The organism is Streptomyces asiaticus (assembly GCF_018138715.1).
Lineage (GTDB): Bacteria > Actinomycetota > Actinomycetes > Streptomycetales > Streptomycetaceae > Streptomyces > Streptomyces asiaticus.
This window is the reverse complement of sequence record NZ_JAGSHX010000003.1, coordinates 18,091-43,260: the sequence shown is the minus strand read 5'-3', so window position 1 is coordinate 43,260 and position 25,170 is coordinate 18,091. Positions and strand designations below refer to the sequence as shown.

Here is a 25,170-nt window from a genome sequence, read left to right as displayed (position 1 = left end):
TCGGCCCAGGATCATAAGCCTGGCTTCAGGGACTCCACGAATCCGAGGTCGGCTCACACACAACACCAAGATCAAGACAGACCTAACGGAGTCCTACTAGCGAGTTGCCATCTGGCGGCAGTCGGCCTGGCTACTTTGCGCCACTTTCTTTGTTTGGGCCTAGTAGATTGTCGCAGCTAATTTTTGGGATAGAGGTGGCGCAGTTTGATGCGTGCGTCGTGGGTGGTGAACTGCCAGTTCACTTGACGTTGGTCGGTGTTGGTGGCGTTCTGCCAGGCTGAGAGTTCGGTGTTGAGGATGCCGAGGTCGCTGATCCGGCGGTCGAGGCATTGCCGGGTCAGCGCGGAGAGTTCGATCTCGGCGATGTTGAGCCATGACCCGTGCCTGGGCGTGTGGTGGATCTCGAGGCGTTGGGCCAGGGCGAATGCCTCTTGTGGTTCGAATGCCTCGTACAGCGAGGCGATGCTGTGGGTGTTGAGGTTGTCCATCACCAGCACCACGGTCTCGGTGTCGGGGTAGTCCACGCTCAGTAACTGCTTGACCTGGCCGGCCCAGTCGGTCCGGGTCCGCTGGGACAGTGCCTGAACACGGCGCCACCCGCGCAGGGGTTCGGTCCACACGAAGATGGAGCACGTGCCGCAGCGGATGTACTCGCTGTCCTGGCGGGCGTCGTGACCGGGGTGTGCCGGGAGCGGGTCGCGGACATGATCGAGGAGCTGGTAGGGCTTCTCGTCCATGCACACCACCGGACGTGCCGGGTCGTAGGGCCGGGCATAGACGGCCAGCACGTCTTCCATCCGGGCCGCGAACTCCGCGTTCGCTCGTGGCGGGATGGTCCAGCACTTTCTCAGGTGAGGGCGCAGTTCCGTTTTTTTAAGACCCGCCCGATGGTGGAGTGGTCCAGATCGGGGATGTCCTCGGCCAGCGCGACGTGCTTCTCCAGCAGCCGCAGCGACCACCGGGTATGGCCCTGGGGTGGCTGTGAGCACGCCATCGCGATCAGCCTGGCTTCGACCTCGCCGGTCACCGGCGAGGGCACCGGTGGCAGGTCGCGCTTCTTCCGCGCGATCGTGGCGTGCACATCGCCACCGGTCTCGGCGAAACGCTTGGCGACCAGCCGTAACGTCTCACCGGAAACGCCGAGCCGGGCCGCGATTACCTCCTTGGAATCCACCTCACCCACCGAGGTGTCCAGCGCGAGCAGCACCCGGGCCCGCATGATCATCGAGGCCCCACGAACGCCCGTCGTGGTCACCCGGACCAGCTCCTCGCGATCCTGCGGTGTCAACCTGACCGGTCGCTTCTTCTGTGAACCCATGACAACAGTCCTGTCCGGCAAAAGAGAAGGCGGAACCCACCAGACGCCAGCCTCCCACCAGACACACCACAATTAAGCAGCGACGCGCTACTAGCGGTGGTTTGTTGACATCGGGTCGGGACCGCAGTAGAAGGACGAGGAGGGGTGTGTGATGACCGCTCGTCGTCCGTGTCCGCCGGCTCCGGGACCGCTGGAGCAGTACGCCGTCGGCTTCGATGATCTGTTTGACTCCCTGGCTCAGCGTCGGGGTTTTCGTCAGTACCTCACGGGGTTGCTGGCGCCGCGCGAACGGAACAAAACGCTGACATGCCTGGCCGGGGCCGAGCCGGTAGCGGGAGCCCAGCACCCCGCAGTGCAGCGGCTGCAGTTCTTCCTCTCCGAATCCCCCTGGGAGCACGAGCGGATCAACGCCCGTCGTCTTGAGCGGTTACTGGATGATCCGCGCACCGCTCCGCATGCCGGTGGAGTGCTGGTCATCGACGACTCCGGCGACCGGAAGGACGGGACCGCGACCGCGAACGTGGGCCGGCAGTGGCTGGGCCGATACGGCAAGACCGACAACGGTGTCGTCACCGTCACCACATTGTGGGCGGACGAGCGACTGTACTACCCGCTGCACGCCGTGCCCTACACCCCCGCCCGCCACTTCCCCAAGGGCCGCAGCGATCCGGGCTTCGCCACGAAACTGCAGATCGCTGCCGCTCTCGCCCGCCGGGCCACGGAGGCCGGAGTGGACTTCCGCGCGGTGGCGGCCGACTGCGCCTACGGCGACCAGGACGGCTTCCGCGGCGAACTGGCCACCGCCGGGCTGCCGTTCGTGATGGCCCTCAAACGGCGCCGCGGCACCTGGGCCTACGGCCCCGATGCCCACACCCCGGTCGACGCCGCCCGGGAACTGGCCTGGCACGGCCCCGACCGGCCGGGCGACTGGACGACGGTGACCCGCACCTTCCGTGACGGCCACACCACCACCTGGTGGGCCGCCGACGCCTCCCTGGGCTGGTGGGGACCGGACGGCACCACCCGGCTGGTGGTGGCCACTACCCACCCGGACACCCTGCCGGAGAAATCCACCTGGTACCTGGCCACCAACCTGCCCCGCCCCAACTCGACACGCCAGGCCGACAGCCCCCACCCGGCCGCCGACCTCGCCGAGATCGTGCGGATCTACGGCATCCGCAACTGGATCGAGCAGAGCTACAAACAGGTCAAGGACGAACTGGGCTGGGCCGACTTCCAGGTCCGCACCGACCGCGCCATCCGCCGCCACCAGACCCTGGTCAACTGCGCGTTCTCCTTCTGCTGGGAAGCCGGACTGCCACCGACTCCCGCCAACCGGCTGGCCCGGCCAGAGAGGGGGCACCCGATCGCACCACCCGGCACGCTGGCCCCAGGCCCTACGTGCCGTCCGCAGCTGGCTGACCCCCACCATCATGCTGCAACGCTGGTGGAAAGCCTGGTCCAGCACGCCCCCACCAGCAGAGTTACAAAACCTGATCAACGCAGTCAGCACCGGCCGACCACTCAGCCACCACCTCCCACTCCCGCCTTAACAAACCACCGATAGTCTCCCGGGTGATCTCCAAACGGGACAGCACCGCCTCCTGCTCGGCGAGGCGTCCGGTCAACTCCTCAAGCTGAGCGCGCAGTTCCCCGATCTTCTCCCGCGCGGCAGCCTCCCGCCGCTCGATCTCCTCCAGCCACGACACCATCGCCGCCACCCCCGGAACCCGGCCACCCGAGACCACGACGATCGAGCAACCAACCCCCGGTCAGCAACCACACAGGTCAAAGCTCCCTACAGAAGAGCCGCACCCATCTCACTTTCCCCTCCCGTATCCGCACCGGTCCCCGCAAGGGCGAACTGGTCTGGGGCCCGCTCAAGCACTGGCAGGTCCTCAACGTCCTCCACAACCCGCTCTATGCAGGGGCGTTCTGTTACGGACGGCGCAAAGTCGAGCGCAGTGCCGACGGCAGGACCCACATCCGGCTGCTGCCCCGCGAGCAGTGGGACACCCTCATCCAAGATCACCACGAGGGCTATGTGACCTTCGCCCGGTGGGAGTCGAACCAGACCGCGCTCGCCGCGCAGGCCGCCTCCCGCGGCCTGGAGCGGACCGCGACCGCACCGCGCGAGGGGCCCGCGCTGCTGCAGGGCCTGGTGATCTGGGGACGCTGCGGGAGGCGCATGACCATCGCCTATCACCTGCGGCAAGGCCGCGAGGTCTCCGACTACCGGTGCATGACCCACGCCATCCAAAACGGCGGCACAGTCTGCCAGCGCATCCCCGGCCCCGGCATCGAACAGGCCATCGCCACCCTGCTCCTGAAAGAACTGACCCCGCTCGCCGTCGAAGCCGCCCTGAAAGTCACCGACCGCCTCGCCGCCCAGGCCGCCGAGGCCGACCGGCTGCGTTCCACCCATCTCCAACGCGCCCAGCACCGCGCCGACTTGGCCAAACGCCGCAATCTCGCGGTCGATCCGGACAACCGTCTGGTCGCCGACAGCCTGGAAGCGGACTGGAACACGGCCCTGCGCGAGGTCGCCGCAGCCTGCAAAGACATCGAACGCGCCCGCACCGAGGCCGAACCCGTCAACGAGGCCCTGCGGGAGAAACTTGCCCACCTCGCCGGCGACGTGCACCGCCTCTGGCACGATCCGGGCACCCCGATGCGGGAACGCAAACGCATCGCCCGCCTGCTGATCACGGACGTCACCCTCACCAAGGCCGAACGGATCACCGCCCAGGTCCGGTTGTCCGGCGGCCGGCACCACACCCTCGACCTGCCTCTCCCGCTGGGCGGCGGGAAACTGTGGCAGACCCCGAAGCCCATCGTCGCCGCCATCGACACCCTCCTCGAGGACCACACCGACGCGGAGATCGCCGACATCCTCAACCAGCGCGGCCTGACCAGCGGCAAGGGGCTGCCCTTCCATCGCCTCCTGGTCCGCGACATCCGCCAGGACTACCAGCTCACCAGCCGTTTCGACCGGCTGCGGGACCGTGGCCTGCTGACCGCCCACGAACTGGCCGAACTCCTCGGCGTCAGCGTCCCCACCGTCTGGAAATGGCACCGAGCCGGACTGCTCGAGGGCGAGAAGTACAACGACAAGAACGCCTGTCTCTACCCCCACCCGGGACCCAACCCGCCCCGCGTCCAGCAAGGCGTACGCCTCAACCACCGCCGACCAGCAACAACGACCTCAAAGTGAACCCGATAGGAGAAGAGGAGCAGTGTGATGACAAGTGCTTGTCCACGCAGTCCCCGACCGAGCCCATGGAGGGCAGCAGCCCAGAGGCGCGGGCCCGTTCCGTGAAGGCCCAGGAGCCGAACTGTGGACGCCGTGATCGGAATGGATGATGGTGCTGCCCGGCTGCGGGCGGCGGTTGCTGATGGCCATGCTCAGCGCGTTGGTGACCAAGGCCGCGTTCGGTGACGCGTCGATGGACCAGCCGACTACCCGGCGGGAGGTGTCCAGGACGACGGCGCAGTACACCTCGCCCTCCAGCGTGGCGTGTTCGGTGATGTCGGTGACCCACAACTGATCCCGGGCCTGACGGGTGAAGTTGCGGTTGACCGGGTCGGCCACCGAGGGGGTTTCGGGCCGGGGTCGGCGGGTGCGGTTTCCGGGCAGGCCGTGCAGTCCGGCCCGTCGCATGAGCATCGGTACGGCGCCATGGTGCACGTGAATGCCTGATCCCAGCGCGAGTTCGGCGTGCACGCGGCGGAAGCCGTAGGTGCCGCGGGAGGCGGCGTGGATGCCGAGGATGGCCTCGGTCAGCCAGGCGTGCCGCACCGTGCGGGCCGAGGGCGCTCGCTCTCTCCAAGCGTAATAGCCCGACTCCGCCACGTGCAGCACCCGACAGGCCCGCTCCACCGAATGTCCCTCGCCGGCCATCACCCGGATGGCTTCGAACCGCCTTTTGGAGAGGTCGCCTCGCCAAGCAGCTCCGTGGCCCGGCGGTTGATGGCCAACTCCGCCCTGAATGTGAGACAGGGCCGGTCGGTTTACAGTCCCGACGGAGGGAGTTCCGGGGCGCGGCGTTCGACGGCGCGCGAGCACCCCGCCCCGGCTCGCTCACGACGCCGACGGCTCGGTCACACGGGTCACCCAGCGTCGGTTCTCGTCGAGGGCCAGGGGCCTGCCCTCGATGGCCCGGTCGAGCACAAGGGTGTCGACGTACTGATGCACCGCTGCCAGTCGGCCGTCACGGACCCGGTTGACGTGGGCAAAGGGCGACGAGAACTCGGTGTTGCTGGCACGAGTGGTACCGACGTAACGACCGAGCGAGATCACGGTATCGCCGAACTCAAGGAACTCGTCGACCTCGACCTCGATGTGGGACCACGCCTCGAATGAGGCCGGGTAAAAACCTTCGAAGAGGTCGACATGTCCGTGGTAGCGGCCTCCGGCCGGAAAACCGGGAGCGATGTTGAAGTCGATCTCCGGGTCGGTGAGGGTGCGTGCGGCCTCGAAGTCACCGGTGGCGAGGGCGGCGTAGTAAGCACGTACGACGTCGGCGTTGGACATGGTGCGCTCCTTATTCGTTCGGATCGGACGGATGGCGATAAAGGGTCTGGGCGGGTCCTGGCGTCACCAGGAGCGAGGGGCAGCGTGTCGTGATGAACGGTTCCGGCCCCGATCCCGCCGTCGAGCTGCCCCATGAGGGGTTCAAATTTTGTACCGCTCGGTTGCGTCGTCACGCTAGCAGACCGCATACCGATCGGTAAAGAATTGTCGTACCGGGCGGTAAGGTGGAGTTCATGAGTGTTGACGAGCGGCGCGGCAGGGGACGGCCGCGGAGCTTCGACGAGGGCGACGCCCTAGACCGGGCGATCCATGTCTTCTGGGCGCACGGCTATGAGGGCGCCTCTCTGAGCGAGCTCACCGGCGCCATGGGCATCAACAAGCCGAGTCTCTACGCCGTCTTCGGCAGCAAGGAAGAACTGTTCCGGCGCGCCGTCGCCCGCTACGGGGAGACCTACGCGGCGCGCGCACTGGCCACTCTGGAGCAGCCCACCGCGTACGCCGTCATCGAGAGCTACTTGCGCGTCGCCGTCGACGCCTCCACCAGCGGCGGCCACCCGCCCGGTTGCCTCTCCATCCAGGGCGGCCTGTCCAACTCACCGGCGAACAGCGACATCTCCGAGATTCTGACCGACTACCGGGCGGCCATAGAGGGCGCGCTCGCGAAGCGCCTGGCCCGGGCGGCAGAGGAGGACGACCTCGCGCCCGGCACCGACATCGCGGCCCTGGCCCGCTTCGCCGCGACCCTCAGCCAGGGCCTGGCCGTCCACGCCGCGGCCAGCGCCGACCGCGAGGATTTGCACGCCTCGGTGGACATCGCAATGCAGGCCGTCGCCGCGTACACATCCCGCAGGCGTTCAACATCTGGCAGGTGCGCAGAGCCCCATAGTTGGTGACGTTGCGTGAGCATAGGTACTCGGGCAGGGCATGACTGTGCTGGGTGGCAGCGCAGCAGGTCGTGGATGTTCTGGTCGGTGCCGTCATCGCGCCACTTGGTGAAGTAGTACATCACCGCACCGCGCGGCGGCAGGTCGTGCGGAAGCAGGTCCCACTGGCAGCCGGTACGGCCCTGGTAGAGGAGCGCGTTGACGATCTCCCGCATCTCGTACCGGCCCTGGTGAACGCTGACCGAGCGGTGTGCGGCCTTCCATGCGGCGATCATCGGCTCGACAAGCGCCCACTGCTCGTCCGACAGGTCGGTCTTGTAGGGCTTGCGCTCGCTCACGGTGTCCAGCACGGCACACCCGAGCCCGCCGACCGGCCGGGATACCGTGCTGCCACACATGCAGGTGACGGCAAATCAGCTATGCACTTACATACCGCCCTCTCAGGTGTATTGCCCTTTGAGGTTGGGGACGCGGTTGGCGGGTGGTTGGCTGTTCAGTGCCGTGTGGCGGCGGTGGTGATTGTAGGTGTGCGGCCATTCGCTGAACGCCTGGCGTCGTTCGTCTGCCTGGAGGCGGCTGCGGCGGGGTGGGTGGTCTGTCAACGCACTGAGCGGAGCGAGTAACTCTCATCGCTGGCGGGTGAGTTCATGGTGGTGCCTCACCCACCATGTTCCACCATCCCGCGATCTCCGAGGAGTGGTCGGTCGGGCGGCCGCTCCTCGGCGTCCGGTCAGACGGCGGCTTCGGGCGGCAGGTGATCGAGCGGTCGCTGGTAGATGGACCGGATCTCGTCCTGGGAGAGATCGTCCTGGCCGGTCAGGTCCACCTCGGGGTACTGGTAGCGGAAGGCGTAGCCGCCGGGCGGCAGATGGCAGATCTCCCACCAGTTGCCGTCCAGGTCCTGCAGGTAGAACGAGAACGTGCCGTGCTGGTTGACCGGCTTGGTGAGTTTCTTGATCCCGTACTCCGCCTTGACCTTCAGGAGTGCCGCGTGCGCCTGGCGCACTTCTTCCTCGCTGGCCAGGTCGATGCCGTTGTGGTTCATCAAGGGCATCTCCTGGTCGCTGCCCGGGGTCTCGACCACGGCGTAGCAGTGGTCGCTGCCCAGGCGCGCGAACAGTGCCATGGGCGCCTGCTGTGCGACGTCGAGGCCGAGCACCTCCTCGTAGAAGCGGCGGGTAGCCGCGATGTCACGGCATTCGAGGGTGCCGTGCGACAGGAAGCGCGTGTTCAACAGGGGCGGCTTGGTGGATCGGTGGGTTATGCCGGGCATGAGGTGTCACTCCTCGATTCGGAGGGGTAGTGGGAGGGGGTCGTCAGAACGCGTTGGGCAGAGCGGGGTCCGGTGACGGGCGAGGGCCGGCCACGGGGGTGGCGGCCGTGACGGCTTCCCGGTAGGCCCGCAGCCGGTGCGGACTGTTGACCAGCAGTGCGGCGGTCATCCGGCCCGCCCGGCTGTAGACCACGACGCATCGCCGTCGGGTCAGATCGCCCTCGGTCACGCTCACCAGGTCGCCGGGGCGCGGGTGACCGACCAGCTGGAGCTTGCAGTCGTACTGGTCGGACCAGAACATGGTGGTCTGGGTGAAGGCCGGTGGCGTGCCGTTCTCGGCGAGTAGCGTGGCGGCGGAGGTGTCCCCCTGGCGCATGGCGTTGTCCCAGTGCTCCAGGCGGACCCGGGCGCCGTCATGGTGATGCGGCCAGCGCGCCACGTCCCCGGCGGCCACGATCCGGTCGGCTACGGCCAGGTCTGGCCCGCACAGCACGCCGTCCCGCAGCGCCAGCCCGCTGCCGAGCAGCCAGTCGGTGGCCGGCCGGGCACCGACACCGACCACCACGACATCTGCCGGCACCACCTCACCGTCGGCCAGGCGCACGCCGGTGACCCGGTCGCGCCCGGTGAACCCGGCCACCTGGGTACGCAGGCGCAGCAGAGTGCCGTGATCGCGGTGCAGGCCGACCAGGGCCGTGCCCACCTCCGGACCGAGAACCGGTTCCATCGGCGCGGCGGAGGCCTCGATCAGCGTGACGTCCAACCCCAGGGTCCGGCAGGAGGAGGCGACCTCGCTGCCCACGAAACCGGCCCCCACGATCACCACGCGCGGCTTGTGGGCCAGATCCGCGCGAAGGGCGATGGCATCGGCGACCGTTCGCAGGACGTGGACCCCGGGCGGCGTGCGCATCGGCAGTGTTCGGGGGATCGCTCCCGTGGCGATGACCAGACCGTCCACCGCATGGGTGCGGTCGCGACCGCCGTCGCTCAGACGCAGCCGCCGCGAAGCGAGATCGAGGCCGGTCGCCCGCACCCCGAGCTCGACGCGAACATCCTCGGCTGTCGCGGCCAGGCGGATGTCGTCCGGCTGGAGGGCGGCAGAGGTCAGGAAGCTTTTGGACAGGGCGGGTCGTTGGTAGGCCGCCTCCGGCTCGGCACCGAAGACCGTGATCGGCCCTTCGAAGCCGCGCCTGCGCAGCGCGCGAGCGGCGCTCAGGCCGGCCGCTGAGGCGCCGACGACCGAGACGTGACGCAGTCGTTGCCTGGCCATGGAGTTCAGTCGTCCGTGACGGACAAGGCCTGCAACGGGCAGCTGTGTACTGCCTGCAGGACGTCGTCGAGCTGATCGGGCGACGGTGTCTCGACGAGCACGACCAGCCGGCCTTGTTCGTTGAGTTCGAAGACCTCGGGGGCGAGCCCTGTACACAACGCGGTGTCCCGGCAGGCCTCGCGATTGACACTAACTTTCATCCCTTTTCTCCCTTTGTGCTCTCACGGGCGATGACCGGGTTGTGGAGCCGGCCCAGGCCGCCGACGGTGATCTCCACCAGGTCGCCCGGTCGTAGAAACCTGCCGCGGGGCAGGCCCACCCCCGCGGGAGTACCAGTGGCGACCAGGTCGCCCGGCTGAAGCGTGACCAGGGCGCTCGCTGCCGCGACGAGTTCCTGCACCCTCTGGATCATCTCTTTGGTATTGCTCGTCTGTTCCCGACGGCCGTTCACCGTCAGGACGATGGGAAGGTCGTGCGGGTCGGGTACCAGCCACTCCGGTGTGACACCGGGGCCGGTCGGACAGAAAGTGTCCTGCCCTTTGGACGCCAGCCAGTCCCAGGCGAACGCATCGTGGAAGGCATCGGTCCGGCGGTGCGGTCCACGGGCCGAGACGTCGTTGACGATGGTGTAGCCGGCGATGTGGGCGTCCGCCCGCTCCGGCGGGATGTCGCGCCCGGCCCGGCCGATCACCACACCGAGTTCGGCTTCCCAGTCCACCTGCTGGGACTCGTCGGCCGGGATGACGATGGCGTCGCCGGGGCCGATCACTGTGGTGGTGGGGGGCTTGAGGAAGAAGAACGGGGTGACTTCGCCCGACGCGTCGCCCGCCATTTCCTCCAAATGATCACGGTAGTTGGAGCCGGAGCACAGGACGGCCCGCGGGTAACGGACCGGCGCGAGGATGCGTGCGCCGAAGATCGGGGTGGCCTTGCCGGGCTCGTAGGAACGCAACTTCGGCGCCAGTACGTTCCAGTCCTGCAGGACCTCGAACAGCCCGGGGTAGCCCCACAGTGCGGGAACCTCCCACAGGCTGTCCCCGCTCAGTGCGGCGCAGAAGGTGTTCCGTCCAGCGGTGTCGGCGGTGACCAGCGACCATGCCGCTGGACCGTGGTGCTCGTGTGCGGCCATGGCTCCATTCGAAGCCGGACGCCGAGTCGGCGTCCAACACCCTTGAGCGGCCGGTAACAGTCATCTACTGTTACCGGATGGTGGACCTCGATCTACGATTGGTGCGCTACGCGGTCGTACTTGCCGACGAGCTGCACTTCACCCGCGCCGCCGATCGCCTGATGATCGCCCAGCAGACGCTGTCGGCGCAGATCAGCAGCTTGGAGAACCGGCTGGGTGTCACGCTGTTCGTCCGGGATCGGCGGCATGTGGAACTCACCCCGCAGGGGGAGCTGTTCGTCCGCCGGGGACGGGAGTTGCTGGCTGAGTCCCACGATCTGCTGGCGGAGGTACGCGAGAGCGCCCCGCCGCTGCGCCTCGATGTGATTACGGAAGGTCTCACCTCGGGCATCGTCGCCCGGGAACTGCTCCCGCGACTCACCGGTGTCACGTTGCAGGTCGTTCAGGGACAGGGGTTCGCCGCGACGGTGACGGCCGTGTCCGAGGGCCGGGTGGATCTGGCGTTCGGGCGGGTGCATGGGATGGGCAAGCCACTTCCCGCGAACTTGCGGTCCCAGCTGGTGCGGTGGGAGCCCGTGGGCATCGTTCTGCCCGCCGACCATCCACTGGCCGAACGGGCGCAGGTACCGATGGGCGAACTGGCCGGGCATCGCCTCGTGCTGCACACGGCTGAGGAGGCGACCGAATGGCAGAACTGGAATGAGGAACTGGCCGCCGAATTCGGTCTGACCTTCGGCTGGCGCCTGCACGGCCACGGGCGGGGGGCGGCCAACGCAGCGGTCCTGACCTACCAGGCGCCGTCCTTCGGGCCGTTGGAGGCGCCGGTCCCCGAAGGCGTTGTGGTCCGACCTGTGGTCGAGCCCGTGCCCTTGTACCGCCTGTCGGTCTTCTGGCGATCGGGCCGCACGTCCGTCGCGCTGCGCAGGGCCGTCACGGTGATCCAGGAGATCGCCGGCGGGCACGGCTGGCTGAACCCGCCGCAGACGGACTGGTGGCTACCGGCCGTCGACCGGCCCTGACCTCGTCGCACGGCCCAGTCCCGCCATCTGGCCTGATTCCGCGCGCGGACGGCCCGGGCCCCTATGACAGTCCTCGGCTGTCAGCCCGCACCCGACGCCTGTTGGACGCGCGCAGACGCCAGACCGGACACTGCTGGGGACGAACGGATCCTCCACGAGGGACGATCCCGGTCGGTCGTGGCATGTCGATCGCGCGCGGCCCCAGGCAGAGGCAGGTGGCCGAACCCAGGGCCTTGAGGAGGGTCGGCAACTCGCCGAGGAGGCCGGGTGTGCCTCGCCGCCGGAGTGAACGCCGACGTGCTCGCCCTGCTCGATTCCGGCGACCGGCGGTTGCATGCCTTGCTCCTGTACCTGGCCGCCGGCCTCGATGCCCGGTGGAACGCGAGCGTAACAAGAGGAGAACATGACTGACAGGGGAGTTACGTCCGGCAAGCGGGCGGTGGTCACCGATGCCATCCGTGGTCTCGGCAGTGCCGAGGCCGTCGTCAGCTTCAGCCGTGGTGAGGACGCCATGCTCGATGTCGTTGACGTGCTGAGGACGCGGGGCGGGCGTGCATGGGCGATCGACGCCGACATGGCGGATGCGGTGGGGAAGCCGGTGATGGTCAGTTGCCTGGCGCCGGATCGTGCCGCACTGGAGATGACCATCAACGCGTTCGCGCCCGGTGGCACGGTCTCCGACAGGCCCGCCGCCCACCAGCACCACAACCAGACCGATCCGGCGACCTACCGGCTGCCGTTCGGCCGGACGGGCCGGCCTGACGATATCGCGAAGGTCGTGCGGTTCCCGGTGTACGAGGACAGCGCCTGGATCACCGGCCGGACGATTCGTGTGCCGGGAGAACAGTGATGTCGTCGTCGAACACCGGGCCTTTTCTCCGCCCGGAAACTCCGGGCGTCGAGGTCACCCGGGACGTGGAGATCGTCGCCCGGGACGGGGTGCGCCTGAGCGTGGACATCTACCACCCGGCCGACTGGGCACAGACGAACTACCCGGCGCTGTTGGCCGTTTCCGGGTACCAGAAGGCGCTCGCCGGGCTGCCCGTGACCGCGAGCTTCCCGTTCCGGGAGACCGGACCGATCGAGTGGTACGTGCGGCGCGGCTACGTCTACGTGCTGGCCGACGCGCGGGGAACCGGCCATTCGGGCGGAGAGTGGGACTTTCTCGGTCCCGAGGAGCAGACCGACCTGTACGACATGATCGAGTGGATCGCCGCACAGAGCTGGTGCACCGGCAAGGTCGGGATGATCGGGCAGTCCTACTTCGGCATGATCCAGTGGCTGGCCGCGTTGCAGAAGCCGCCGCACCTCACCTGCATTGCTCCTTACGACGCGCTCGTCGACAACTACCGTGACAACGTGTTCCACGGCGGCATCCCCTGCACCTTCGCCGCGTCGTGGGACCTCGTGCTGCGCGCGAACCACGTGTGGGGACCCGATTCCGACCGCGGGCTGCGCTTCCGGACCTCGCCGCTCGAGGCGATGCTGCGGCACCCGACCGATGACGACTTCTGGCGGGCGCGGGCGGCGTACCCCCGTCTTGGGGAGATCGACATTCCCGTCCTGTCAGTGGGCAACTGGGGCAAGAACTCCTTGCACACCAGGGGAAACGTCGTCGGTTACGAGCAGGTGCGCGGCGTCAGGCGGCTGCGGATGGAAGCCGGTGCGCGGCCGCCTTCGCTCAACGTGGCCAAGGCATTGCTCGACTTCGACTCCGTCGAGTTCCACGAGGAGATCCTCGCGCCCTGGTACGACTACTGGTTGCGCGGTGTCGACAACGGCGTACTCGACACGGCGCCGGTGTCGGTCCACGTGTCCGGCGCCGACGAGCACCAGGAGTTCGAACAGTGGCCGCCAGCGGCGGCGCGCGACCGGTCGCTTTACCTTGCGGCAGGCACGGGAAGCCCAGCCTATTCGCTCAACGACGGCGCCCTCGTGCCGGTGGCCTCCGAAACGGGCAGCACCAGCTACAGCTATCCTGATCCGGGCTGGCATCTGGGGACCGCGACCGTCACGTCGCTCGGCGTGCCCAACCCGGTCGCCCGGATCCTCACGTTCAGCACACCGCCGCTGCCCGAAGACGTCACCAGTATCGGAGCTGGTCGGCTGGAGATCTACCTGTCGTCCGACCAGCTCGACACCAACGTGATCGTGCGCGTGTGTGACGAGTCCTCGCGGCCGCAAGACCTGCACCCCGAGCTGGCTACGCCCTTCACGATCGTGTCGCGCGGCTGGCTGCGCGCCTCTCACCGCGCGCTCGATCCGGTGCGGAGCACGGAAGAGCGGCCGTATCACACGCACAGTGACCCGCGGCCGCTCGAACCGGGCCGGGTGTACAGGCTGGACGTCGAACTGATGCCGATGGCGCACCTCTTCAAGGCCGGCCACCGGATCCGCCTCGACATAGCCAACGGTGACTCACCGGTCACCGAGGCCATCTTCGCGCACTACTACGCGCCGCAGGCAGGCACCGACACGATTCACCACGACCACGAGCACCAGTCGCGGCTGGTCCTGCCCGTTCTGGGCGACACCGACGACTGACGCGTATTGAAGGCCGGTGCGGAGATCACGAGATCTCCGCAGCGGCCCTTTTCACCACCACCACCACAACCGGCACGCCCTCATCCGCTGCGCCTGCACACGACTGCTTCCGGAGCATGAATTGACGCCTGATCTACGACATCCCGCCAAGGAGCGGTCCGACGCGGCCCGAAACCGGATCCGGCTGCTGGAAGCGGCTGCTCGACTGGTCGCTGTCTTGGAGATGATGTGGTTGGTGTTCTTGACGTGCCGCTGTTCGCGACGGGAGCGCTCCTTGAGCCGGCGCTTGGCGGACTTGGTGCGCTTCTTCTGGAGCTTGGCCCGCAGGGCAAGCTGCCTCTTGCGATACCGGTTCAGGGCACGTCCGCCGGCCTGGTAGCCGGTGGATGTGGTGGCGATGTTGACGATGCCCAGGTCCACGCCGATGAAGCCGTCCGGCTCGTACGTCTCGGCCTCGGGAACCTCGCACGTGGCGATCAGACAGAAGGCGCCGTCACGCTCCGGCGCCGCAGACGCCAGGCGCGCAGCAGCCCAAGGGGAAGCAGACCCAGCGGTGCTCGCCGGCCCATGTCCGCCTGGTCCTCGCGGTCGAACGCCCGTGCGTAATGCTCGGCGTCCTGGGCCGTCAGATATCGCTCTCAGAGGCTACGAGATCTTCCGGTTCGACCACGACGAACTCAGGGCTGCGGAACATCGCCAGAACCCTCCTACAGGAGTTCCTGCCGGCCCTGTTCCAACGCTTCGAAGTGAACGGCCACGCCAGCTAACACCGGAGGGTCCGGAGCACCGCTCGGATGAACGCGGGTACCCCTCTGGCGTCAGGCACGAAGGCTGAACCCGCACGACCGCCCCCGGATACAGGGAACTGGCGTCCGGGTTCGACGTACTTCGGATCCGGGATTCCGGGAACCCGCGCGCTTCCGACCGGGCCATGGCAAAGGTCCGCGCCGATGAAGCGGGCCATTGTGGGGTCGAGCGCCGCCTCATGGCGTTCGGCGCCCGGCCCCGCGACCCGGGCGAGCCCGGCCGGGCATGGCTGGAGGAAGCGCTGCGCGCGAGCGTCCTGTGCCATCTGGAAGGCGGCATTGTTACGAGGACGTCGATCGAGCCGAAGGCAGATAAGATAAACCGAATGCCCTGGGTGCCCGATGGCGGCACGCACAAACCATCCGCCATGGAGCCAAAGGCTTCCCTTCCGGCCCAGCGGGGCTTGACGATCTCCGGTCCGGATCGGTAGCCGACCAGTTCGCGCGTACCGTAGCGAAGCTGCGGCCCAGAAACTTCGACACCAGATCCCTGAATCGGGTGTCGCCATAGCGCGTCAGCGGCTCTGTTCGAAACGCCCGGCGAGACACAGTTTCCTCACCTGATGATCGGGAACGCGCTTGTTGAGCGGCCATACCGCGGCAGTTGCCACCAGGGCTTCGCTGCGGCGGCCCAATGGAGGTTCGTACTTATGTTCAGGGCGATTGCAGATGTCATCCGGGCCATAGGTGGGGCCATTGCCACCGTCGTCACGCTGCCCTTCCGGGCTGTGGCTCGGCTCTTCGGCGGGGCATCGGACACCGCGCACGGCCGTCACTGAACCCGCACGCAATTGTCGCCAGCCGTACCTGGCCGTGAGGAGGTCATCGACGTTGCCGGTAAAGGCCGGGCGGCGGCGCGGTGGGCGGAAAACGCGGCCTTTTGGGCGGTCGGCATCGTCACGATTACTCCGCTGGGGAGCGTGGTGCCTCCGGGGCCCGTGAGACGCATCAGCGAGTAGTGCCAGACGATTTCTTGGATGCCGGGACCCTCGGAAATTCGACGCAGTGGGGGAGTTTCCGTCAGGGATTTTCTGTCAGGGAGTGGGGCCCGGCCCGTTGGCCATGAGGCTGCTCGGGGGCAATAGTGGAAGTGAGGCATCCCTGAAGGAGCGGAGGGCTCCATGATCACCTTGGGGATCATTCTCCTCGTCGTCGGATTTGTGACCGGCATCAGCGTTCTCTGGACCATTGGGATCGTCCTCCTCGTCATCGGAGCGATCCTGTGGGCCTTGGGTGCCCTCGGCCACGCGATCGGCGGTCGTCGACACTACTGGTAGAGCCGTCGCTGAAGGCTGGGCTGTACGTGTGGACTGGCCTTCGTAGGCTCGTCGAACGGGACTGGGAAAGCCCGATACGACCGGCGGTCACCGATGCTGGTCGCCGGTCGGGGTGGCCGACGGCTTCTCGGTCCGAGCGGACGCGGACCGCGTGGCCGACGGCTCTTCTGCCCACGTGGAGCGCCGCCCTGGCCTCTGGTCGCCCGGTCCGGCCGCGCGCTGTGGTCTTATCTCGCCGCGATGAGCCTGCGATGCCAGGTGAACAGTGTGGCGGCGTGACCGGGAAGACCTCACGCCACCGGCAGCGGGGTATCAGGCCCGACAGCGCAGCCAGCCAGAACCGGTCAACGGGCTCATACCGACCCTGCCGTTCATCTGACGACGCAGCACTGCGGTCTGCGGACCTGTGCCGTGCCGGGTCAGACGGTGAACTGGCCGGGGTTGGCGGCGGCCCAGTCCTCGGCCCACGTCGCCGGGGGCTCGGTGAGCAGCTGCCCCGGAGCCAGCCACTCGTACAGCTCCGCGTGGGAGCGGACGGTGAAGGGGGCGACCCGCGTCCGCAGCATGTGCGGACGCAGCTCGGTGGGGTCATGGACGCCCATGGACGCCATGATCTGCATCGCCCCGTACACCGTGGCCCGCTGGAACCGCTCCACGCGCGCCGACTTGTCACCCACGTCCAGTGCGCGGGCGCGCCGGGGTCCTGCGTGGCCACCCCGACGGGGCAGGTGTTGATGTGGCAGCGCTGGGCCTGGATGCACCCGGTGGCGAACATCATCGCCCGCGCCGCGTTGGTGTAATCCGCCCCCTGTGCCATCCGCTTGACCATGTCGCTCCCGGTGGCCACCTTGCCGCTGGCGCCGACCCTGACCCGGTCCCGCAACCCCGTGCCGACCAGCGCGTTGTGCACCGTGATCAGGCCCTCGGCCAGCGGCGTGCCAACATGGTCGGCGAACTCCAGCGGGGCCGCGCCGGTGCCCCCTTCGGCGCCGTCCACCACGATGAAGTCCGGAGTGACGCCTTCGCTCAGCATGGCCTTGCACACGGCCAGAAACTGCCGCCGCGAGGTGAGGCACAGCTTGAAGCCGGTGGGCTTGCCACCCGCCAGCTCCCGCATCCGGCCGATGAACCGCACCAGCTCGCGGGGTGTGGAGAACACCCGATGGTACGGCGGCGACACCACCGTCTGCCCCTGCGGCACCTCGCGCACCTTCGCGATCTCCGCGTTGACCTTGCTGCCCGGAAGCACTCCGCCCATGCCCGGCTTCGCGCCCTGCGACAGCTTCAGGGAAACACACTTCACCTGGTCATGGGCCGCCTTCTCGGCGAACATGGCCGCATCGAAGTCACCGTCGTCCGTCCGGCACCCGAAATACCCGGTTCCGATCTCCCAGATCAGATCGCCACCGTGGCGCAGATGGTATTCGAAAGACCGCCCTCACCCGTGTCCTGCGCGAACCCGCCCTGGGCCGCACCACGGTTGAGCGCGAGGATCGCGTTGGCCGACAGAGATCCGAAGCTCATCGCCGAGATGTTCAACAGCGCCATGTCGTACGGCTTGGCACAGTCCGGCCCGCCCATCCGGACCCTGGGCGGCTGGTCCGGCGTGGCCTTGGGCGCCAGCGAAGGGACCAGGAACTCGTACCCCGCCGCTCCGACGTCCCGCTCCGTCCCGAACGGCTCCTCGGCGTCCACACCCTTCGCCGGTTCGTACACGATGCTGCGCACATCACGGTCGTACGGGCGACCGTCGTAGTCGCGCTCGATGAAGTACTGCTGTAGCTCCGGCCGTAGCGCCTCCAGCAGGAACCGCAGACGGCCCAGTAGCGGATAGTTGCGCAGGACGGAGTGCTCGCGCTGCACCCCATCCCGGACCGCCACGGCCGTCAGTCATGGCCGCCGCCACCACGACCAGAAGCCACCACCACGGCGATACCCACCACGCGAGCGCCGCGTCGAGCGCCACCGTCAGGGCAGGACCAGGCATCAATACGAGTTTCAGCACGTCGCACGGCTACCCCACTCGCACCAGTCGATGCGGTTACCTCCGCCGGGTCGAACCGGACCGTGTGCGAAGTGTGCGCACGGCTTGCCGGATGACCGCCACGGCGGACACCCCATGGGGACCTCGGCCGAGCCGGGACGGGGTGCCGGTCGGGCGCTTCCTCCGGGACAACCCGATGAGGCGCAGTCCCCGGTCCAGGCGGTGCAGTGCGGAAGTCATGGCAAATATCCCATCGTCAGAATGGCGGAAATGGCGGGGCACCCAACTATCGGCTTCCCTTCAGCTGACGCGCTATGCGCGGTGGATATGTCGGCCCGCCACACCGCTGATCTTGCAGCGGGTGTGGAGGGGGCGTACCGGGGCAGTCGGCAGTGACGATCTTGATGTCACCACACGAGGGGACCGCCATCCATGGCCACTTCCGGCCGTCGGCCGCGTATCGGGCGTCAGTACGCCTTCAGCCTGCGGAATCTCTCAGTCTGCTTCGGGCTGATCGCCATCGTTGTCTTCGGGGTGGGGGTCACCGTAAGAGCCGCCGGCGGCGCGACCGATGCCCAACCTGTCGCCGCCGTGGCCGTGGGACTGCTCACTCTTCTGGCCGCCGTCGTGATGCGCCACCGCCGTACGGCCCTCGCTTCTCCCGAGGAGGATTCCCTCGGAGCAGCCGACTTCGAGGCGATGACGGCCAGTGAGTTTGAGCAGGCGGTGGCGGACCTGTGTGAACGGGGCGGCTGCCGGGTCAGCCAGGTGGAGGGCGGCGGGGGTGACCTGGGCGCGGACGTCCTCGCCACCGCCCCCGACGGCCGGCGCATTGTCATCCAGTGCAAGCGATACGGCTCGGCTCACAAGGTCGGCTCGCAGGATGTTCAGCGCTTCGGCGGAACGTGCTTCGCCGTCCACGACGCCCAGATCGCCGCGGTGGTCACGACCAGCGAGTTCACCGAGCCCGCCGCCGAGTACGCCATGCAGTGCGGAATCCTGTGCGTCGACGGGCAGGAGCTCGCCATGTGGGCAAGCACGGGCTCGGCTCCGTGGGCGGAGTAACGCAACGGCGCCACCCCGTGAGCCTCTGTAGTCGATGTCGCCTCGCTCGCAGATCTGCCGGGCGATGTCCCGCAGCTCGATGTTGCGTTCCTGGGACACGCACCGCAGTAGGGCAACGCGGCTCGCGGACTCGGGCCAGACCTCCTGGCGGCTCGGCGAAGTCCTGGATCCGGTAGACCGGAGCCGTGCTTCTTGGGTGCCACCGGGCGGGGCGCGGTCACTGCTGAGCTATGAGATCCACATCGCGGCCGACGCCCGGTGCCGACCACTCGCGTTCGTCCTCACCGCCGGACAGGCCGGCGACGCACCCGCCTTCACCGACGTCATGGCCCGCCTACGCGTACCCCGCCGCCGTGGACGCCCCCGCACCAGGCCGGACATGGTCCTGGCCGACAGGGCGTACTCCTCCGCGAGATCCGCGACCACCTACGCAGACGCGGTATCCGCGCGGTGATCCCGGAACGGGCCGACCAGCGAGCCAGCCGGTCCCGGCGCGGACAAGGCGGCGGCAGACCACCTGCCTTCGCCCGGGCGGCATACAAACAGCGCGACACGGTCGAGCGGTGCATGTGCGCCACGAGGCGCCTTGTTGTATCCCCGGCTCAGCCGGGAGGAATTTGGAGGGATATTTCTGGGCCCAATGGCTTACCTGGAGCCGAAAGGCGAAGGGGACAGCAGCATGCCAGGAAAGCAGCGGTCACATTCAGGCGTATGAAGTGACGCGCTGCGGGGCCCGTGCGATATGACGAAGCCTGGATTGGTTGAATCCCAATCTCCAGAAGGTGAAAGGACGCACCCACCGGAAAGACGCCTGAAACCGGTGCCAGCCCTGTGACGGCATGGTAGTACGGCCGGCACAACCTCCAGGTGCGCCGATTCGAGAGCGGCACAGACACAGCGGGGGAGCGAGAGTGGCTGGTGGTGTACGCCTCCATGGCCGGAGTGCGTCACCCGGACTTCAAGTTCGCGATCAACCGGTGGCTCGCCGAGTGGGGGGAAGCCCGGCGTCCGTGGTGATGACGTACATCGAGTGCGGCTCGAGGCACTCGAAAATGGCCTGGCGCCGATGAGTATCTGGCGCTGGCGCATCCTGCACAGCCCGCCCGAAGCCCCGCGCTTCACACTCAACGACCGCGCCTGGAGCTACCTCCCGCAGCTGCGCCGTCAGGCACGCGGGCGGCGTGCCCTGTATTTGCCGCTCAACTCCCGGGTCGCCACGGTGGCCTGGCTGGGTGAGAGCACCGGAGGGTTCGACCACCAGGTGCTGCGCCCGAACTGGGTCCGCTGGCTGAACACCGTGACGTGGACCATCGCGCCGACGTTCGTCGTCGGGCACCGGGACGAAGCCGCGGCCCTGAGTGCTGAGCGGACCATGGGCGAGGTGGAGAAGGCGATCACGCTGCGCGACGGTTCCTTCCAAGGCGCCACCGGCAAGTATCTCTTCGATGAGGTCTGAACAGGTGAGAGGCTTTGTCACGCGGATCCATGGGGCTCTTCCGTGCGCTCTCCGCAGACCGGGCGGGTTCTAGACGTTGTGGAACGGCTCCGGCTGCTGTCGACCAGATGGAGGGCCGGACCGGTGCCGGACGGAAAATCCTGCCCGGATGTCAGTGGCGGTGGCGACACTTGATCCATGACGCTTGACCGTGCTGTTTCGGCACCGCCACTGCTGGTCCCTTCCGGATCGGCGTTCAACCCGATGGTGCTGGACCGGCGGATGCTGCTGCCGGTCCTGGACACCAACGCGCTGCTGACACATGCCTGCTGGCTGGTCCAGAACGGGTACCAGCACGACAAGGTGATGGCGCTGGCCGGTACCGGTCGCGCGACTCCGTACATCGCGGCACACGTTCCCGGCGAGATCGAGGAGCACCTGCCCCGGCTGGCAGCTGACTACCAGGTGGCAGAACGCGACGTACGCCGTCTCCTCGGGGCACAGATCCTCCCTGCCCTGCGTGTGGTCGATCTGGAGATTCGCGATCACCTGTCCCCGCAGACCCGGCGCATCCTGCACGTCGACCCGGAGTTGCCGAAGAAGTACCAGGGCGACCCGGACGACGCACCCACCATGGCACTCGCGGAGTTCCTGGGGCCGTGTGTCATCGTCACCGAGGACAGCGTCTTCTCCCGCTTCGGGTTCGCCGTCATCGAGTGGATCCCTGTCGTCCAGAGCGTGATGCGCATGGCTGGCCTGGAGGCCACCGCCGCGAACGCGCTGGTGGTCCTCGACTGGACCCTGCGGCTGTTCGGCGGGGGTGTTCACCGCCTGGCGGTCCTCGCGCGACGCAACCCGCTGGCCGCGACGGTCGTGGTGGGCGGGCTGCTGTGGTGGTGCTACACGAACGGCTGGCTGGCCCGGGACAACTGGCGGCGGCGCCTGTCGCGGCTGGGGGACGTGGCGAAGCCGCTGCTGGAGTTGGCCGAAGCCGGGATGACCGAGCATCAGACGCTCAGCGACTCGCTTGTGGTGGTGGAGCCCCCGGCCTGTCCCACCACCGAGCAGGTCGCGGCCCGCTACCTCGCGCGGTGCGGCCAGCCCCTGACACCCGGCGAACTGCGTGACGCGCTCGCCCGGCGTGGGCACATGGTCTCCGCCGCGCAGCTGAGGCGGAACATGACGGCGCACGCCGCGTTCGGCCGTGCCCCGGGTGACCTGTGGACGGTCGGCCGCCCCGTACAGAGGTAGCCGGTCCGCGTCAGGTGGCGGCGCCTGGAAGGCCTGCCCGCTGTAATGGTTGGGGACAGGCATGTGCGGCAGCGCTCCAACTGGCTGTGCGCGCCGGGCAACCGCAGTGAACCCGTGCGGACCAGGCGTGGTCGGGCTCCATGGCTGCGTTCCACGGTGTCGCCCGGACGATCGCATCATGTCAACACGCCGTCCGGTGCGAGGTCTTGCCCGGGCGGGGCCGGCGACCGTCTTGGCCGGACGACCTGCGCTGGTGGAGGCAGCGGAAACCGCCGGTGCACCGCACGTCAGAACAGGTCGCGGACGGGGTCGTGTGTGCCGAAGGCGCGGGCACTGGCGTCCTCGATGAAGCTGCAGAAGGCTTCTTCGTGGTCGTGCAGGGTGCCGGGGGGACGGTTGTTGTCTCTGTTCCAGCGGGGCAGGCCTGAGCCGTCGATGGCGGGCCGGGGGATCGGGGTGAGCCAGTATTCGCTGGTGATGACGCGGGCGGTGCCGTCATCGCGGTCATGCGCGAGGGCCTGAGGGCAGTCGTCGCTGCTGTCTCCCGCCCCAAGAAGCACGGTGGGTGACTGCAGCGCGTCGGCGATCGAGCGGACCTTACCCACCTCGCCCTCGGTCAGCTGGCGGCCGTGCCGTTTCACCTCGGCGGGAATGACGGTGCCGTCTGCCAGAAGCAGGACGATGTCGGCCTCGCCGATCTGCTGCTTCCCGCGGTAGAACTCGACTCCGGGGTGCGCGCCCACCAGGAAGCCTGGCCGGTTCGCCAACGCCGCGATCAGCCAGCGCATGATCAAGGCATGGTAGACGGAATCGTCGTCGATGGACCGTCGCAGGGGCTCGGCCAGACGGTAACGGAACGTCAGCGACGTCAGGGCGAACGGGTCCACCATGGTGCGGCCGCATCGTGGACAGCCGGCGTTGCCGGTCTGCTCCACCGGGCGCAGGACTTTGAAGCCGCAGTGATCACAGATGAGCTGGACGACACGCAGGACGAGGCGCCGCTGCAGTGCCCACCGCAGCCAGGCTTCCGCGACCGAGCGTTTCCCGCCCAGCGCTTTGCTGAGGGAGCTGAGATCGAATGCGCCCGAGGTCTCGGCATCATGGCTGACGTTGATGTCCGCGAGCAGTTCGGAGAACTGCGCCATCGCGGCGTCGGGATCTTCCTGAGCTGCGGCTACTTCCCTGGCCAGACGATCCGCCCGCGCCTTGAACCAGCTCATGGATGTGCTTGCCGCAGTGGAGTACAGCAGTGAGAGCAGGCCGCGATGAGCCAGCCAGCGAACCCCGTGCGCACCGCCGGCGAGTTCGGCCAGCGCGACGGCATGCTGGCCGGGAACGGACTCTCGCACCGTCAGACCGTGTTCACGCGCGGCCGCCTCCAGCAGGGTCCACGTCTGCGGCCACTGCACTTCGGCAACGCCCGCCCCTGACGCACTGACGATCGCGCCGCCCCCGCCGTACGCCGGGTACACCGACCAGCGCCCACCGCGTAGCGGTACCAACGAAGGCAGCGGCTGCCGGTCGACCTCGACCGTGACACGGACCGACTGGTCCGTGTTCACCAGAGCCAGTACCTCCCGGTCGTCCTCGGTCAGTGTCGGCGCCAGCGCGCGGCCGGCGGCGAAGGTCAGCGGCATGCTGGAACTCCGGGCCAGGGGCGCGGGAGTGGGGACCAGTACATCGGAAGGGCTGAGGGCGTAAACCGGACGGTGGGGCAGACGACGCCCTACAGCCTCAAGGTCCTCGTGCGGCAGTGTGGTCGAGGTGAGCACCATCATGGGCGCGGCGCCGGTCACCCAGAACGGCTGACGAGCGACGGTTTCGATCCTTGCTTCCGCTTCGGCGATGTCCAGTTCCCCAGCCGGGGTACGCGACACCGGCAGGCCGATCGGCACGATGTGGGACCAGCCGTGCAGGGCCCGCAGGTTCCACAACAGGGCGGCGTCCGCGACGCTCTTGTGCTCGCAGAGGACGTAGACGTTGCGGCCCAGGTCGCGGGCTGCCGCACCGGCTTCCTGCAGCCAGTCGTCGACACCGTTGGTGCCCACCCACACGGGACGGGGTGTCAGGGACATCCGGCTCAGTCCCACGGGCGTGACCTGCCGGCACCGCGTCAGCAGGTCATCCACCCCCAAGCTCTCGGGTGTCTGCCGCTCGAGGGTCAAGACATCGGAGAACTGCAGATCATCGCGGGCTCTTGAGTACGCCAGCAGGTCCTTGTGGCGTAGCTGTTGAGCCTGCTTATTGATCTTTGTTGTGACCTGCTGTTGCTCAGTTGTACTGGGCGGTATTTCTGTTCCGGCGGGGAGCACTGTGCGGCGTCGGGGCGTGGGCGACCGGTGGTGCGTGGGCTGAGCTGGCTGTTTGTGTTGCGCAGTCAGCTGAGTGTGGTGCCGATCTTTGCGCAGTGTGGTTGGCGCGCCTATAGGTACGGGAGTCGTTGGCCGTTGTGCTGGGGCCGGGGCGGCGACGGAGCGTGCGATTCAGCGGGCGTGCAGGCGTTGCCAGAGCAGGTCGTGGTCGGCGGGTGCGAAGCGGGGCAGTTGGAGGCGGCCCGCGAGGTGGTGGAGGAAGGCGGTCTGCTGCGCGCGTGTCAGGGGGTGCGGGGGTAGGCGGTCAAGGGCCGCGGCGAGGGTGAGGGTTTCGGGGTAGGTGATCAGGTTCCGGCAGGTCAGAGCTGGGGAGGCCGGGCCTTGGGGGATGTGGGGGTTGGCATCGGTGAGGCGGTTCAGGCGTGTGTGCCAACGCGCGTGCAGGTGCTGATGGTGGTCGTACCAGCGCGTCGTGATCGTCGATGCCCAGCTCAGGGAGGCCGTGGTCGCACGGTGGCGGGCGCCTGGGCGGGTTCGGGTGAGCTCGGGGAGGGGGTGGATGTTGAGGGGGGCGGGGTGCCGGGGATCGCTGGAGGCCTGCTGGTGGCGGGTGCAGATGATGGCCCGGGGCAGGTCGGGCGCCGGGTGGATCCACGCGGGGACGGCCTTGTGCGGGCTGCGGTGCGCGGTGCAGGCGGTGCACGCCGCCAGCGGCTGGACCGCGGGCTGGAGGGGCTGCCAGCGGGCGAGGGCGGCGTGGGCCATGCCGATACTGGCGGGCGGGGGCTGGCGGGGCAGTGCGCGGTTGAGGTGTGCGGGCGGGATACGGGTGAAGGCGGACAGGCGGCGGGTGGCTTCGGCGCTGAGGTGGATGTCGGTGGCGGGCGGGGCCGCAAAGGTGCCGGTGGCGGCGATGTGCAGGCCGTCGAGGAGCTGGTCGACGGTCAGCTGATAGGTGGCTGCGAGGCGGGTGAGGTATGAGGCTGTTGACTCGCGGGGCAGCGGCTGTACGCGCAGCGCGCCGGGCGGGGACGGCCACATCGTGCGGGCTCGCACCGCAGGGCTGCTC

General features: G+C 68.2%; 24 protein-coding genes and 3 pseudogenes. 14 read left to right on the top strand and 13 right to left on the bottom strand.

From position 1 onward, the window contains the following. Window positions 1-176 precede the first annotated feature (176 nt). Window positions 177-959 carry an IS630 family transposase gene (locus KHP12_RS06945; protein WP_211831999.1) on the bottom strand — a complete coding sequence of 261 codons (783 nt, stop codon included), beginning with the start codon at window positions 957-959 and terminating at the stop codon, window positions 177-179. Next, the gene (locus tag KHP12_RS06940; protein ID WP_211831998.1) at window positions 848-1,288 is read right to left on the bottom strand and encodes a helix-turn-helix domain-containing protein; all 441 of its coding nucleotides are present in this window, start codon (window positions 1,286-1,288) and stop codon (window positions 848-850) included. The genes KHP12_RS06945 and KHP12_RS06940 overlap by 112 nt, the downstream gene beginning before the upstream one ends. Window positions 1,289-1,469: 181 nt before the next feature. On the opposite strand from KHP12_RS06940, the gene KHP12_RS06935 reads away from it, so the two are divergent. Together KHP12_RS06935 and KHP12_RS06930 are read left to right on the top strand one after the other, a co-directional pair. Beyond that, the gene (locus KHP12_RS06935; RefSeq protein ID WP_210608843.1) at window positions 1,470-2,885 is read left to right on the top strand and encodes an IS701 family transposase; all 1,416 of its coding nucleotides are present in this window, start codon (window positions 1,470-1,472) and stop codon (window positions 2,883-2,885) included. A gap of 270 nt (window positions 2,886-3,155) precedes the next feature. Continuing rightward, a complete protein-coding gene (locus KHP12_RS06930; protein WP_308016676.1) occupies window positions 3,156-4,532 on the top strand; it encodes a recombinase family protein in 1,377 nt (458 codons plus the stop codon). On the opposite strand, the gene KHP12_RS53280 is transcribed toward KHP12_RS06930, so the two are convergent. Further along, a complete protein-coding gene (locus tag KHP12_RS53280; protein ID WP_211831997.1) occupies window positions 4,524-5,219 on the bottom strand; it encodes an IS3 family transposase in 696 nt (231 codons plus the stop codon). The genes KHP12_RS06930 and KHP12_RS53280 overlap by 9 nt on opposite strands. Window positions 5,220-5,399: 180 nt before the next feature. Next, a complete protein-coding gene (locus tag KHP12_RS06920) occupies window positions 5,400-5,852 on the bottom strand; it encodes a nuclear transport factor 2 family protein (protein WP_086883761.1) in 453 nt (150 codons plus the stop codon). Between the two features lie 233 nt (window positions 5,853-6,085). Here KHP12_RS06920 and KHP12_RS06915 point away from each other — a divergent pair, with 233 nt between their 5' ends. Further along, window positions 6,086-6,745 (top strand): TetR/AcrR family transcriptional regulator, encoded by a 660-nt coding sequence (locus KHP12_RS06915; RefSeq protein WP_086883763.1) that lies wholly within the window; start codon window positions 6,086-6,088, stop codon window positions 6,743-6,745. A 47-nt stretch (window positions 6,746-6,792) separates the two neighbouring features. Here the strand turns inward: KHP12_RS06915 and KHP12_RS52290 are convergent. The 5 genes and pseudogenes from KHP12_RS52290 to KHP12_RS06890 form a co-directional block, all read right to left on the bottom strand. Next, a pseudogene (locus KHP12_RS52290) lies at window positions 6,793-7,074 on the bottom strand (transposase); the annotation flags it as partial. A gap of 392 nt (window positions 7,075-7,466) precedes the next feature. Continuing rightward, window positions 7,467-8,009 (bottom strand): VOC family protein, encoded by a 543-nt coding sequence (locus KHP12_RS06905; protein WP_086883760.1) that lies wholly within the window; start codon window positions 8,007-8,009, stop codon window positions 7,467-7,469. Window positions 8,010-8,052: 43 nt separating this feature from the next. Further along, complete coding sequence (locus KHP12_RS06900) at window positions 8,053-9,279, bottom strand: NAD(P)/FAD-dependent oxidoreductase (protein WP_211831995.1); 1,227 nt, start codon at window positions 9,277-9,279, stop codon at window positions 8,053-8,055. A gap of 5 nt (window positions 9,280-9,284) precedes the next feature. Then, a complete protein-coding gene (locus KHP12_RS06895) occupies window positions 9,285-9,479 on the bottom strand; it encodes a ferredoxin (protein ID WP_086883758.1) in 195 nt (64 codons plus the stop codon). After that, window positions 9,476-10,408 (bottom strand): fumarylacetoacetate hydrolase family protein, encoded by a 933-nt coding sequence (locus KHP12_RS06890; protein WP_086883757.1) that lies wholly within the window; start codon window positions 10,406-10,408, stop codon window positions 9,476-9,478. Before KHP12_RS06890 ends, KHP12_RS06895 begins: the two co-directional genes overlap by 4 nt. 77 nt (window positions 10,409-10,485) lie before the next feature. On the opposite strand from KHP12_RS06890, the gene KHP12_RS06885 reads away from it, so the two are divergent. From KHP12_RS06885 to KHP12_RS06870, 4 genes are all read left to right on the top strand, one after another. After that, window positions 10,486-11,427, top strand: coding sequence for a LysR family transcriptional regulator (locus KHP12_RS06885; RefSeq protein WP_167442632.1), 942 nt, complete (start codon window positions 10,486-10,488; stop codon window positions 11,425-11,427). 267 nt (window positions 11,428-11,694) lie between these two features. Beyond that, on the top strand, window positions 11,695-11,838 hold the full coding sequence (locus KHP12_RS06880) for a hypothetical protein (protein WP_167442631.1): 144 nt from the start codon (window positions 11,695-11,697) through the stop codon (window positions 11,836-11,838). 28 nt (window positions 11,839-11,866) lie between these two features. Next, on the top strand, window positions 11,867-12,277 hold the full coding sequence (locus KHP12_RS52810; RefSeq protein WP_086883755.1) for a Rossmann-fold NAD(P)-binding domain-containing protein: 411 nt from the start codon (window positions 11,867-11,869) through the stop codon (window positions 12,275-12,277). Continuing rightward, window positions 12,277-13,971 carry a CocE/NonD family hydrolase gene (locus tag KHP12_RS06870; protein WP_086883754.1) on the top strand — a complete coding sequence of 565 codons (1,695 nt, stop codon included), beginning with the start codon at window positions 12,277-12,279 and terminating at the stop codon, window positions 13,969-13,971. The genes KHP12_RS52810 and KHP12_RS06870 overlap by 1 nt, the downstream gene beginning before the upstream one ends. A gap of 51 nt (window positions 13,972-14,022) precedes the next feature. On the opposite strand, the gene KHP12_RS53275 is transcribed toward KHP12_RS06870, so the two are convergent. Further along, on the bottom strand, window positions 14,023-14,391 hold the full coding sequence (locus tag KHP12_RS53275; RefSeq protein ID WP_372455177.1) for a hypothetical protein: 369 nt from the start codon (window positions 14,389-14,391) through the stop codon (window positions 14,023-14,025). Between the two features lie 511 nt (window positions 14,392-14,902). Between KHP12_RS53275 and KHP12_RS06860 the strand changes: the two genes are divergently transcribed. From KHP12_RS06860 to KHP12_RS06855, 3 genes are all read left to right on the top strand, one after another. Beyond that, a complete protein-coding gene (locus KHP12_RS06860; RefSeq protein WP_211831994.1) occupies window positions 14,903-15,208 on the top strand; it encodes a hypothetical protein in 306 nt (101 codons plus the stop codon). A gap of 219 nt (window positions 15,209-15,427) precedes the next feature. After that, a complete protein-coding gene (locus tag KHP12_RS52285; RefSeq protein WP_014057601.1) occupies window positions 15,428-15,556 on the top strand; it encodes an LPFR motif small protein in 129 nt (42 codons plus the stop codon). Window positions 15,557-15,898: 342 nt separating this feature from the next. Then, window positions 15,899-16,054, top strand: a complete 156-nt coding sequence (locus KHP12_RS06855) for a DUF6131 family protein (RefSeq protein WP_086883752.1) — start codon at window positions 15,899-15,901, stop codon at window positions 16,052-16,054. Between the two features lie 419 nt (window positions 16,055-16,473). On the opposite strand, the pseudogene KHP12_RS06850 reads toward KHP12_RS06855, so the two are convergent. Then, window positions 16,474-18,041 (bottom strand): annotated as a pseudogene (locus KHP12_RS06850) (FMN-binding glutamate synthase family protein). Window positions 18,042-18,470: 429 nt separating this feature from the next. On the opposite strand from KHP12_RS06850, the gene KHP12_RS06845 reads away from it, so the two are divergent. From KHP12_RS06845 to KHP12_RS06830, 4 genes and pseudogenes are all read left to right on the top strand, one after another. After that, a complete protein-coding gene (locus tag KHP12_RS06845) occupies window positions 18,471-19,103 on the top strand; it encodes a restriction endonuclease (RefSeq protein ID WP_086883751.1) in 633 nt (210 codons plus the stop codon). Window positions 19,104-19,308: 205 nt separating this feature from the next. Then, window positions 19,309-19,670, top strand: a pseudogene (locus KHP12_RS06840) (transposase); the annotation flags it as partial. Between the two features lie 499 nt (window positions 19,671-20,169). Further along, window positions 20,170-20,559, top strand: a complete 390-nt coding sequence (locus tag KHP12_RS06835; protein WP_211831993.1) for a hypothetical protein — start codon at window positions 20,170-20,172, stop codon at window positions 20,557-20,559. Window positions 20,560-20,736: 177 nt separating this feature from the next. After that, window positions 20,737-21,789, top strand: coding sequence for a PIN domain-containing protein (locus KHP12_RS06830; protein WP_086883748.1), 1,053 nt, complete (start codon window positions 20,737-20,739; stop codon window positions 21,787-21,789). Between the two features lie 287 nt (window positions 21,790-22,076). Here KHP12_RS06830 and KHP12_RS06825 read toward each other — a convergent pair whose 3' ends face one another. Both KHP12_RS06825 and KHP12_RS06820 read right to left on the bottom strand, forming a co-directional pair. Then, window positions 22,077-23,918, bottom strand: a complete 1,842-nt coding sequence (locus KHP12_RS06825) for a hypothetical protein (protein WP_211831992.1) — start codon at window positions 23,916-23,918, stop codon at window positions 22,077-22,079. Window positions 23,919-24,272: 354 nt separating this feature from the next. After that, a complete protein-coding gene (locus KHP12_RS06820; RefSeq protein ID WP_308016583.1) occupies window positions 24,273-25,157 on the bottom strand; it encodes a TniQ family protein in 885 nt (294 codons plus the stop codon). Window positions 25,158-25,170 lie beyond the last annotated feature (13 nt).